A 12,151-nucleotide genomic window follows, 5' to 3' on the forward strand; every position below is an offset into this window, starting at 1 on the left:
CCCCTGGTCGTCGCTGACCTGTTGGTGGGTGAATCTACCAGCAGCAGCGCTCCGGGCGCAGTGGGGTCATCGAGTCGGAAGCGGGCCTGCCGGGCCGTTATCCTTGGGGGGTGACTCCTGAAGAACTCTCCCTCGCCATTTCCGCCTGCCTGCGCGAAGCCGTCGCTGCCGGTGAATTCACCGTCGACGTGCCCGAAGAAGTGCGGGTGGAACGACCCAAGAGCCGTGAGCACGGGGACTGGGCCACCAACATCGCCCTGCAGCTGGGCAAGAAGGCCGGCATGAACCCGCGCGAATTCGCCGCCGCCCTGCGCGAACGCCTGGTCTCGATCCCCGGGGTCGCCTCCGTCGACATCGCCGGACCGGGATTTCTGAACATCACCCTCGACGCGGCCGCCGCCGGTGAGCTGGCCAAATCCATCGTCGAGGCAGGGGCCGCGTACGGGGCCGGGTCGAGCCTGGCGGGCCAACGGATCAACCTTGAATTCGTGTCGGCGAACCCGACGGGACCGATCCACCTCGGGGGGACCCGGTGGGCCGCGGTCGGGGACTCGCTGGCCCGAATCTTCCAGAACCAGGGCGCCGAAGTGACCCGTGAGTACTACTTCAACGACCATGGCGCCCAGATCGACCGCTTTGCCCGGTCCCTGCTGGCCAACGCCCGCGGTGAAGCAACCCCCGAGGACGGCTACGCGGGGCAGTACATCGATGACATCACCGCGCGTGTGCTCGCCATCGAGCCGGAGATCCTGCAGGCTGCCGATCCGCAGGAACGCTTCCGGGCGATCGGCGTGGACATGATGTTCGGGGAGATCAAGTCCTCCCTTCACGACTTCGGCGTCGACTTCGATGTCTTCTTCCACGAGGATTCCCTGCACCGCGATGGCTCGGTCGAGAAGCTGCTGGAACAGCTGAAGACCTCCGGAAGCCTGTACTTCGCCGACGGGGCCTGGTGGTTGCGCTCGACCGAACACGGGGACGACAAGGACCGGGTCGTCATCAAGTCCGATGGCCAGGCCGCCTACATCGCCGGGGACATCGCCTATATCCAGGACAAGCGGGCACGGGGCTTCGACCTGAACGTGTACATGCTCGGCGCCGACCACCACGGCTACGTCGCCCGGTTGAAGGCCGCCGCGGCGGCCCTGGGCCACGACCCGGACTGCGTCGAGGTCATGATCGGCCAGATGGTCAACCTGATGCGCGAGGGCAAACCCGTGCGCATGTCCAAACGGGCCGGCACCGTGGTCACCCTCGAGGACCTGGTGGACACGGTGGGGGTGGACGCGGCCCGCTACGCGCTGACCCGCTATTCCTCGGACTCGAACATCGACATCGACCTGGATCTGCTGCAGCAGAAGTCCAACGACAACCCGGTGTTCTACGTCCAATACGCCCATGCCAGGTCCCGGGCGGCCTCGCGCAACGCCGCGGCCGCCGGGGTGGACCGCAGCGCCTTCAACGCCGCGCTGCTGACCCACGAGACCGAAAACGACCTGCTGGCCGTGCTGGCGCAGTTCCCGCACCACCTGGTCGGTGCCGCGGAACACCGGGAGCCGCACCGTGTGGCCCGCTACCTCGAATCCCTGGCCGGGGCCTACCACCGCTGGTATGCGGCGGCCCGGATCACCCCGTTGGCCGACGGACCGGTCGAGGACGTCAACCGCACCCGGCTGTGGCTCAACGACGCCACCACCCAGGTGCTGGCCAACGGCCTGGACCTGTTGGGCGTTTCGGCCCCGGAGAGGATGTAGCCGTGGCGGCCTCGAATCTGGCTCCCGACTGGTTGAGCTACCCCACTGACATCAACGCACTGCACCGCGTCCAATGGGCCTCCGGAGTGGCCCGCACCGATGACGGCGAACTGGCGGTTCAGGGACTGCGCGTGACGGAGCTGGCCCGCCGATACGGCACCGCCTTGTTCGTGCTGGACGAGGATGACTTCCGGGCCCGGGCCGCCGGCTTCCGTGAGGCCTTCGACGCGGCCTTCGCCGAACTCTGCGGCGGGGTCGACGTCTACTATGCCGGCAAGGCGTTCCTGAGCATCGAGGTGGCCCGCTGGATCACCGAGGAGGGACTGCGTCTGGACACCTGCTCGGGCGGGGAACTGGCGGTGGCCCGACGCGCCGGGGTCCCGGCGGCGAACCTGTCGCTGCACGGGAACAACAAATCGGCGACCGAGATCGACACCGCCCTGGACCTGGGGCTGGGCCGGATCGTGGTGGACAGCCTGGATGAGCTCGACCGCATCATCACCCTCGCCGGCCGCAAGGGCGCCACCGCCAACGTGATGCTCCGGTTGACCCCGGGGGTCCATGCGAGCACCCACGAGTTCATTGCCACCGCCCACGAGGACCAGAAGTTCGGTCTGTCCCTGGTCCCCGACGCGACCGGCAGTTCGCCGGCGGCGGCGGCCGTGGCGGTGGCCCTGGAGGCGCCGGAGGTGAATCTGCTGGGCATCCACGCCCATATCGGCTCGCAGATCTTCGAGGCCGAAGGTTTTGAGATCGCCGCCCGCACCATGCTCGGCTTCCTGGGCGCGATCCGGGACCGGCACGGGGTGGAGCTGCCCGAACTGGATCTGGGCGGCGGATACGGCATCGCCTACACCGAGGCCGACACCCCCCGTGATCCGGCCGAGCTGGCCCGGGCGATGGCCGCCGTCGTGGCCGAGGAAGCCGCCGCCCTGGGGTTGGCGGTCCCGCGGATCTCCATCGAACCCGGACGGGCCATTGCCGGCCCGAGCACCTTCACCCTCTACGAGACCGGGGTCCGCAAGACCGTCCAGGTCGACGACGGGGCCGGTACGCTGCCGCGTCGCTATGTTTCGGTGGACGGCGGGATGAGCGACAACGCCCGGCCGGTGCTCTACGAAGCGGACTACAGTGCCGTGCTCGCCTCGCGTGTGACGGAGGCCGAACCGATTATGTCCCGGGTGGTTGGAAAACACTGTGAAAGTGGTGACATAGTCGTCCGGGATGTTTACCTGCCGGACGACGTCGCGGCGGGCGACCTCCTCGCGGTCCCCGGAACCGGTGCGTATTGCTGGGCTTTGGCCAGCAACTACAACTATCTGGGCCGGCCCGCGGTGATCGCCATCCGCGATGGTGCCGCCCGCGTCATCATCCGCAGGGAAACCGAAGACGATTTGTTGGCCCGTGACATGGGAGCGTAGGTAACACGTGAAGAAACTCAAGGTGGCCCTCCTCGGCTGCGGCAATGTCGGTGCGCAGGTCGCCAGGATCCTGCTGGACGACGCCGAAGTCCTCTCCGAGCGCACCGGGGCGGGACTGGAACTGGCAGGCATCGCCGTGCGCAACACCGGGGCACCGCGCGATGTGGAACTGCCCGCCGGACTGTTCACCACCGATGCCGAGGCACTGGTGGACTCCGCGGATATCGTCATCGAGCTCATGGGCGGCCTGGAACCGGCCGCCTCCCTGATCCGCCGGGCCATCGATGCCGGAGCCACGGTGGTCACCGGGAACAAGGCGCTGCTGGCCAAGGACCTGCCGGGGCTCTCGGCCCGGGCCAACGAGGCCGGAGTCCAACTCTCCTACGAGGCAGCCGTGGCCGGGGCCATCCCGATCCTGCGGCCCATCCGCGATTCCTTGGCGGGTGACCGGATCACCAAGGTCATGGGCATCGTCAACGGCACCACCAACTACATCCTCGACGCCATGGACACCTCCGGCGCGGCCTTCGACGACGCCCTGGCCAAGGCCAAGGAGCTCGGCTACGCCGAAGCCGATCCGACGGCGGACATCGAAGGCCACGACGCCGCCTCGAAGGCGGCGATCCTGGCGACTCTGTCCTTCCACGCGCCCTTCGACCTGGACGATGTGGACTGCGAAGGCATCACCTCCGTCACCGCCGAGGACGTGGCCGCCGCCCGCGAACAGGGAATGGTCATCAAGTTGCTGGCCATCGCCGAACGCCTGGGCAACGGCAGCGGCCCCGAAGGGGTCGGCGTCCGGGTCCACCCGACGCTGATCCCGCGCGTGCACCCGCTGGCCGCGGTGCACGGGGCCTTCAATGCCGTGTTCGTCGAGGCCGACAATGCCGGGGAACTGATGTTCTACGGCCAGGGGGCCGGCGGCCGTCCCACCGCCTCGGCCATCGTCGGTGATGTCGTCTCCGCGGCCCGTCGCGTCGTCCTGGGCGGTCCGGGACGCACCGAGGCCACCGTCGGCCAGATCAAGGCCCTGCCCATCGAAGCGGTACGCACCAGCTACAGCATCGGCCTGCAGGTCAGCGACAAGACCGGCGTCCTGGCCAAGATCGCGAAGATCTTCACCGACCACAAGGTCTCCATCGAAACCATGCGCCAGAGTCCCGAGGACGTCGAAGGGGATGCCCCCGGCTCGGCGTCGCTGCGCTTCGTCACCCACCGCGGCAGCGAAGCAGCCCTGGCCGCGACCGTGGCGGACATCAAGGAACTCAGCGTCGTCACCGCCGTGACGTCCGTACTCCGAGTCGAAGGAAACTAAGTGGCCCACCAGTGGCGCGGAGTCATCCGCGAATACGCATCCCGACTGCCCGTGGACGATTCCACCCGGGTCATCACCCTGGGGGAGGGGGGCACCCCGCTGGTCTTCGCCCCGGCGTTGTCCGAACTCACCGGATCCGAGGTGTACCTGAAGGTCGAGGGGATGAACCCCACCGGCTCCTTCAAGGACCGAGGCATGACCATGGCCATCACCGCGGCGATCGCCTCCGGCGCCGAGGCCGTCGTCTGCGCCTCCACCGGCAACACCTCGGCCTCGGCCGCCGCCTACGCCACCCAGGCGGGCATCAAATGCGCCGTGCTGGTCCCCGACGGCAAGATCGCCATGGGCAAGCTCTCCCAGGCCATCGCCCACGGTGCCGAACTGCTGCAGGTCAACGGCAACTTCGACAACTGCCTGGAGGTGGCCCGGAAGCTGAGCGAGAACTACCCGGTCTTCCTGGTGAACTCGGTGAACCCGGCCCGGATCGAAGGCCAGAAGACCGGGGCCTTCGAGATCGTGGATTTCCTGGGGGACGCCCCGGACTACCACCTGTTGCCGGTGGGCAATGCGGGGAACATCACCGCCTACTGGAAGGGCTACCAGGAGTATTCCGAGCCCTACGAATCCGCCAGTGCCGGCCAGCTGGCCCCCGTGGCCACCAAACGCCCGATCATGTGGGGGTTCCAGGCCGCCGGCTCGGCACCGATCGTCGCCGGCCACCCGATCACCGAACCCGATACGATCGCCACCGCCATCCGGATCGGCAACCCTGCCTCCTGGGCCCAGGCCGAAGCCGCCCGTGATGAATCCGGCGGCATGATCGACGCCGTCAGCGACGAGGAGATCCTCGAGGCCCACCGCTGGCTTTCGGCCAAGGAAGGGGTGTTCGTGGAACCGGCATCCGCTGCGGGGGTCGCCGGACTGCTCAAGCACCATGCCGCCGGGGACGTCCCGGCCGGTAGGAAGATCGTCATCACGGTCACCGGCCACGGGCTCAAGGACCCGCAATGGGCCTTGCGCAACGCGGACGGATCCGACGTCGCCCCCACCAAGGTGGACTTCGACGTCGTGGCAGTGGCCGACGCCCTCGGCCTGGCCTGAAGCATGGGCCGCACGAATCCCGCGGGCATCCCCGTCCCCCAGGCCAGGGTCCACGGCCCGGTCGTGGCCCCCGGCCAACGGGTGACGGTGTCGGTGCCCGGGACCACCGCCAACCTGGGTCCCGGCTATGACTGCCTCGGGCTGGCATTGGGTCTGCGCGACACGTTGACGGTGACCACGACGGCGGAAACCGGGGTCAAGGTCGAGGTCGAGGGGGAGGGTGCCGGCTGCCTGCCCACCGATGCCCACCATCTGGTCGCCCGCACCATCCTTGCCCGGTGGGCCGACGCCGGGGCCGGACCTGCCGGACTGCGGCTGCACGCCCATAATGTGATCCCGCACGGACGGGGGCTGGGTTCCTCGGCGGCGGCGATCGTCTCGGGGCTGGCTGCCGCCGACGCCCTGCTGCCCGAGGCCCTGCGCCGCGAGGTGACCGGCCGCGAACCACTGTTCGCGGCCGCAGCCCGGTTGGAGGGCCACCCCGATAACGTCGCCCCGGCCGTCGAGGGGGCCCTGACGCTGTCGCTGCAGGACGAACACGGGGCCCGCAGCACGGCACTGGAGCTGGACCCGTCGATCGTGCCGGTGGTGGCGATCCCCGATACCGAACTCTCCACCCGGACGGCCCGCTCGCTGCTGCCGGACACCGTGCCGCACGCGGTGGCCGCGGCCAATGGAGCCCATGTGGGTCTGCTGGTCCATGCCCTGGCCGGGCACCCGGAGCTGCTGCTGGCGGCCACCGAGGACCGGCTCCACCAGGACCAGCGGGCCCCGGCGATGCCCGCCTCGGCCGAACTGATCTCCCGGCTGCGGTCCGCGGGGCATGCGGCAGTGGTTTCCGGCGCCGGGCCCACGGTGCTCATCCTGGCCGTCTCGGCCCGGGAAGCCGATGCCGTCGCCGAACTCATCGCCGCCGCGCCGACCGTCACCCGGGATCCCGGATCGAGGGCCGCCGCGGTGACGTGGCGTGTCCTGATGCCCGGGATAGACCTCACGGGTGTTAGAGTGGAGTCGCACTAGCGGTAATACCCCCGGTATTCGCGACGGAGACGTTTGGTCACCATCGGGATCGGGGAACGCACGGATCGTGCACTTCGCGAACTCCACTTATTTGGTTCCCCTGTGTCGACCCGAAGCAGACCGCGTGCGGCTTTCATGCTGGCCGTGCCCCGATTGCCGGGGAACCGGCGGCCACCACACAGGATGAATGCTTCAGGGCAGCATCGGCGTTTGCCGATATGCCCGGCAGCCGGCCCGCATCTGAAGCGGAGTACCGGAAGACAACCCAGCGGATCGTTCCGATATGATCCGCCCGACGAGGGGGAAGGAACCTTCGTGACCGATACCACCAGCCTGACCGCAGGCGTGGAAGAAACGTCGACGGCACCACAGAGCGCAGGACTGGCCGGGCTCAAGCTCGCCCAGCTCCAGGCACTGGCGTCACAACTGGGGATCACCGGCGGATCGCGGATGCGCAAGGGTGATCTCGTCACCGCCATCTCGAACCACCAGCGTGGCGGCTCCGTCGCCGACCGCGACAAGCCAGCCAAGGCCGCAGCAACACAGGCCCCCGCCCAGAAGGCGAAGACCGCCGAGAAGGCGCCGGCCGAGGCCGCCCCGCAGTCCGAGTCCGAGGATCGCCCGGCCCGTGGCCGTGGCCGCAGCCGTCGAGCCAGCAGCGATGGGCAGAGCACCGCTACCGAGTCGACCGACTCGAAGCAGGTCGCCTCCGCTCCCGACGCCGAGGCCGAGACCTCCAACGATTCCGGCTCCAACCAGCGCCGCAGCCGTGGTGCGCGCCGTACCTCCGAGACCACCGAGGGCAACGACGCCAACTCCGGTTCAAGCCAGGACGGTGGCCAGCAGCAGGAGGGCGCCCAGTCCTCCGGCGGCAACGACGACCGCCAGGACCGGGGCAACGACCGTTCGCGCAACCGTCGTTCGCGTAACCGCCGCGACAACAACGAGTCCGGCAACTCCCATGACTCCCGCGATGGAAACCGCGACGAGGGCCAGAAGGGCCAGCAGAACGACTCGGGTCGCAACGACCAGCAGGACAATCAGCGCGATCACGGCAACCGCCGGGACAACCAGCAGGACAACCAGCGCGACCACAGCAACCAGCGTGACAACCAGCGGGAGAACAACCGCCGGGACAACCAGCGGGACAACGACCACCGTCGCGACAACGATTCCAACGACCGCGGTGGACGCAACAACCGCCGCGACCGGAACCGCAATCGCAACGACCGCAACGACCGGAACGACCGGAACAACCGTCGCGGACGCAACCGCAACCAGCCCGAGGTGGACGACACCGAGGTCACCGAGGACGATGTCCTGCTGCCGGTGGCCGGGATCCTGGACGTGCTGGAGAACTACGCCTTCGTGCGCACCTCCGGCTACCTGCCCGGGCCCAGCGACGTCTACGTCTCGCTGAACCAGGTCAAGCGCCACAACCTGCGCAAGGGCGACGCGGTCGTCGGAGCCATCCGGGCCCCCCGCGATGGCGAGAACAACAACTCGGGCAACCAGCGGGCGAAGTTCAATGCCCTGGTGAAGCTGACGAACGTGAACGGCAAGCCGGTCGAGGAGAACAAGGACCGTGTCGAGTTCAACAAGCTCGTCCCGCTCTACCCCTCCGAGCGTCTGCGCATGGAAACCGACGCCAAGCTCGTCGGACCGCGCGTCATCGACCTGGTCGCCCCGATCGGCAAGGGCCAGCGTGGCCTGATCGTCTCGCCGCCGAAGGCCGGCAAGACCCTGATCCTGCAGTCCATCGCCAACGCGATCACGGTGAACAACCCCGAGGTCCACCTCATGATGGTGCTCGTGGACGAGCGTCCCGAAGAAGTCACCGACATGCAGCGCACGGTCAAGGGCGAGGTCGTTGCCTCGACCTTCGACCGTCCCGCCGACGACCACACCACGGTCGCGGAACTGGCCATCGAACGGGCCAAGCGCCTGGTGGAAATGGGCATGGACGTCGTGGTCCTGCTGGACTCGATGACCCGTCTGGGCCGTGCCTACAACCTCAGCGCCCCGGCCTCGGGCCGGATCCTTTCCGGTGGTGTCGACTCGGCGGCCCTGTACCCGCCGAAGCGCTTCTTCGGTGCCGCCCGCAACATCGAGAACGGTGGCTCGCTGACCATCCTGGCCACCGCACTGGTGGAGACCGGCTCCAAGATGGACGAGGTCATCTTCGAGGAGTTCAAGGGCACCGGCAACATGGAGTTGCGCCTGTCCCGCCAGTTGGCGGACAAGCGGATCTTCCCGGCAGTGGATGTGCGCGAATCCAGCACCCGCCGCGAAGAGAACCTGCTTTCTCCCGAAGAGATCAAGATCATGTGGCGTCTGCGCCGGGTGCTCTCCGGGCTGGAGACGCAGCAGGCGTTGGAGGTCCTCACCTCCAAGATCCGCGAAACGCAGTCCAACGCGGAATTCCTGATGCTGGTGTCCAAGACGACCCTCGGGTCCAAGTCCGACTCCTAGCTACCCGTACCGCCCGGATCCGGTCCCGCCCCTGAAGGCGTGGACCGGGCCGGGCGTTATGCGTTAAGGCCGGGAGACGGCCCGTTCGTCCCTAGACTGGTATCCGCGTGGAAACCGCAACCACCCGTGGTGCCGAGAAAGAAGTACAGCCATGTTCGAGTCCATCCAGGGCCTGCTCGACGAGCACGCCGAACTGCAGGCCAGGCTCAGCGACCCCGCCGTCTACCAGGACCAGGCGGTGGCCCGGAAGCTCGGACGCCGCAGTGCCCAGCTCAACGGGATCGTCGAGGCGCATAAGCGCTACGTCCAGATCACCGAGGACCTGGAAGCGGCCCGGGAGATGGCCGAGGAGGACGCAGAGTTCGCCGAAGAGGTCGCCAGCCTGGAGGCCGAACTGCCGGCCGCGGAGGAGAAGCTGCGCCGTCTGCTGATCCCGCGGGACCCCAACGACTCCCGTGATGTGATCCTGGAGGTCAAGGGTGGTGAAGGCGGCGACGAGGCGGCACTGTTCGCCGCGGACCTGCTGCGCATGTACACCCGCTATGCGGAGCACCGGGGGTGGAAGACCGAACTGATCTCCTCCAACGAATCGGATCTCGGTGGCTATAAGGACGCCCAGATGGCCATCAAGGGAAAGTCCAACGATCCTGCTGAAGGCGTCTACGCCCACCTGAAGTTCGAGGGCGGGGTGCACCGCGTGCAACGGGTGCCGGTCACCGAATCCCAGGGGCGGATCCACACCTCGGCCGCGGGCGTGCTGGTGCTGCCCGAGGTCGACGAGCCGGAGGAGGTGGATCTGCACCCCAACGACCTGAAGGTCGACGTGTACCGGTCCTCGGGCCCCGGCGGCCAGAGCGTGAACACCACCGACTCGGCAGTGCGCCTGACGCACCTGCCCACCGGGATCGTGGTGGCCATGCAGAACGAGAAGTCCCAGATCCAGAACCGTGAAGCGGCCATGCGCGTGCTGCGGTCCAGGCTGCTGGCCCATCAGCAGGAGCAGATCGACGCGGAGAACTCCGAGGTCCGCAAGTCCCAGGTGCGCACCATGGACCGGTCCGAGCGCATCCGCACCTACAACTACCCGGAAAACCGGATCGCCGACCACCGCACCGGATATAAGGCCTACAACCTGGACCACGTGATGAACGGGGAACTGGACCCGCTGATCAACTCCTGCATCGAAATGGACGAACAGGACCGCCTGGACGCCATCGGCGACGACCAGAAGTAGGCCCGCGGTGGAACTGGAGCAGGCACTGCGCACGGCGGTGGGAGAACTGCGCGAGGCCGGGGTCTCCTCCCCGCGCGCCGACGCGGAACTGCTGGCCGCGCATCTGCTGTCCGTCTCCCGGGGCCGCGTCCTGGCCCTGGCCCTGGCGGGGGCCCCGGCCCCCGAGGGATTCCAGGAGCTGGTGGCCCGCAGGGCCCAACGGATCCCGCTGCAGCATCTGACCGGGGTGGCCTATTTCCGTCATCTGGAGCTGGCCGTCGGACCCGGGGTGTTCATCCCGCGTCCGGAAACGGAACTGCTGGCCCAACTGGCGATCGACCGGGCCCGGGAGGTCCTGGCCGGGCAGGGCGGCGTACGGGTCGTGGATCTGGGGACCGGTTCCGGGGCCATCGCCGCCGCGGTGGCCAGCGAGGTTCCCGGCGCGGAGGTCTTCGCGGTCGAAATCAGCGAGCAGGCCTACCCGTGGGCGCTGCGCAACACCGCCCCCCACGGCGTCACGTTGGTCGCCGAGGACCTGCGCACCGCTTTGGCCCGGCACCACGGGACCTTCGACCTGGTGGTGTCCAATCCCCCCTACATCCCTCCCGGCGCCATCCCGCGGGACCCTGAAGTCCGCGACCACGATCCGGAGCTGGCGCTCTACGGGGGAGGGCCCGACGGACTGGATCTGCCGCGCGCGGTCATCGCCGCCGGGGTCCGCCTGCTGGCCCCCGGAGGCTATCTGGCCCTGGAACACGCGGAGGTCCAGGCCGGACCGATGCAAGGACTCTTCGCCGAAAGTGGTCGGTGGCAGGGGATCCACGGCCACCGCGACCTCAACGACGCCGACCGGGTGACCGCCGCCTACCTGGCCGAAACCGCCGTCCCCGCCGGATCGACATGGAAGAATGGACCCCGTGACCGAACGCTTTGACTGCACCACCGAACCCACCCGCTCCGAGGCCATCGCCGCCGCCCAGGAGGCCATTACGGCCAAACAGTGCGTCGTGATGCCCACGGACACCGTCTACGGGATCGCCGCCGACGCCTTCTCCGCCCAGGCGGTGGCCACCCTGCTGGCCGCCAAGGGCCGGGGACGGAACATGCCGCCACCGGTGCTCATCGCCCGGGTGGGGACCATGGACGGGCTCGCTGCCGAGATCCCCGACGATGCCCGGCTGCTGGCGAATTTCTTCTGGCCCGGCGCCCTGACGTTGATCCTGCGCAGCCAGCCGAGCTTGTCCTGGGATCTGGGCGACACCCGGGGCACCGTGGCCTTGCGCATCCCCGATGACCGGATCGCCCGGGATCTGCTCAAGGAGACCGGCCCGTTGGCGGTTTCCAGCGCCAACCGTTCCGGCCAGCCGGCCGCGACGACGGCGGCCGAAGCCGAGCAGATGCTGGCCGAATCGGTCGCCGTCTACCTCGACGGCGGGCCACGTCCCGAGCCGCTGGAGGACGCGGAGGCCTCTGCCCTGCCCTCGACCATCGTCGACTGCACCGGCGAGGTCCTGCGCGTGGTGCGCCAGGGCGCCCTGGGCCTGGAGGAACTACGCGAACGCGTCCCGTCGCTGCTCGGTATCGACGAGGCCATGCCCGACGCGGCCAACCCTCAAGCCGAACCCGAAGGTTCTGGTGTAGAACTGAAGGACGACGACGACGCCGAGGCCTCCGGGACGCCGGAATCGGCCCCGGCCGACCCTGGTGTTTCCGACGTCCAGGCCGACGGCCCGCCGCCGACCACCAGCTAGGACCGCGGAACCAACCGCATGCAGGACCCAAGATCCAAGGTGCCACCCACCGTGGCACCTGCCGGGAGACCGGACCATTGACGAGGAGCACAGACCTGAGCGTC

Annotated in this window: 9 protein-coding genes; all 9 read left to right on the plus strand. The window is 68.5% G+C overall.

Annotated elements, in window-relative coordinates; all coding sequences use genetic code 11:
• The first annotated feature begins 110 nt into the window (after window positions 1-110).
• The 9 genes from argS (at window position 111) to ACT3UE_RS06960 (ending at window position 12,047) form a co-directional block, all read left to right on the plus strand.
• Complete coding sequence (argS, locus tag ACT3UE_RS06920) at window positions 111-1,754, plus strand: arginine--tRNA ligase (RefSeq protein ID WP_444553585.1); 1,644 nt, start codon at window positions 111-113, stop codon at window positions 1,752-1,754.
• Between the two features lie 2 nt (window positions 1,755-1,756).
• Window positions 1,757-3,175 (plus strand): diaminopimelate decarboxylase, encoded by a 1,419-nt coding sequence (gene lysA, locus ACT3UE_RS06925; protein ID WP_444553584.1) that lies wholly within the window; start codon window positions 1,757-1,759, stop codon window positions 3,173-3,175.
• Between the two features lie 7 nt (window positions 3,176-3,182).
• A complete protein-coding gene (locus tag ACT3UE_RS06930) occupies window positions 3,183-4,490 on the plus strand; it encodes a homoserine dehydrogenase (RefSeq protein WP_444553583.1) in 1,308 nt (435 codons plus the stop codon).
• The gene (gene thrC / locus ACT3UE_RS06935) at window positions 4,491-5,591 is read left to right on the plus strand and encodes a threonine synthase (protein ID WP_444561567.1); all 1,101 of its coding nucleotides are present in this window, start codon (window positions 4,491-4,493) and stop codon (window positions 5,589-5,591) included.
• Window positions 5,592-5,594: 3 nt separating this feature from the next.
• Window positions 5,595-6,611 carry a homoserine kinase gene (thrB, locus tag ACT3UE_RS06940; RefSeq protein WP_444553581.1) on the plus strand — a complete coding sequence of 339 codons (1,017 nt, stop codon included), beginning with the start codon at window positions 5,595-5,597 and terminating at the stop codon, window positions 6,609-6,611.
• A gap of 315 nt (window positions 6,612-6,926) precedes the next feature.
• Window positions 6,927-9,083: a transcription termination factor Rho gene (gene rho / locus ACT3UE_RS06945; RefSeq protein WP_444553580.1), complete on the plus strand. Its 2,157-nt coding sequence runs from the start codon at window positions 6,927-6,929 to the stop codon at window positions 9,081-9,083.
• A gap of 151 nt (window positions 9,084-9,234) precedes the next feature.
• Complete coding sequence (gene prfA / locus ACT3UE_RS06950; RefSeq protein WP_444553579.1) at window positions 9,235-10,317, plus strand: peptide chain release factor 1; 1,083 nt, start codon at window positions 9,235-9,237, stop codon at window positions 10,315-10,317.
• 7 nt (window positions 10,318-10,324) lie between these two features.
• Complete coding sequence (gene prmC / locus ACT3UE_RS06955; RefSeq protein ID WP_444553578.1) at window positions 10,325-11,230, plus strand: peptide chain release factor N(5)-glutamine methyltransferase; 906 nt, start codon at window positions 10,325-10,327, stop codon at window positions 11,228-11,230.
• Window positions 11,214-12,047, plus strand: a complete 834-nt coding sequence (locus ACT3UE_RS06960) for an L-threonylcarbamoyladenylate synthase (protein ID WP_444553577.1) — start codon at window positions 11,214-11,216, stop codon at window positions 12,045-12,047. Before prmC ends, ACT3UE_RS06960 begins: the two co-directional genes overlap by 17 nt.
• Window positions 12,048-12,151 lie beyond the last annotated feature (104 nt).

The sequence above is a fragment of the Arthrobacter sp. 179 genome, assembly GCF_052379645.1.
Lineage (GTDB): Bacteria > Actinomycetota > Actinomycetes > Actinomycetales > Micrococcaceae > Arthrobacter_H.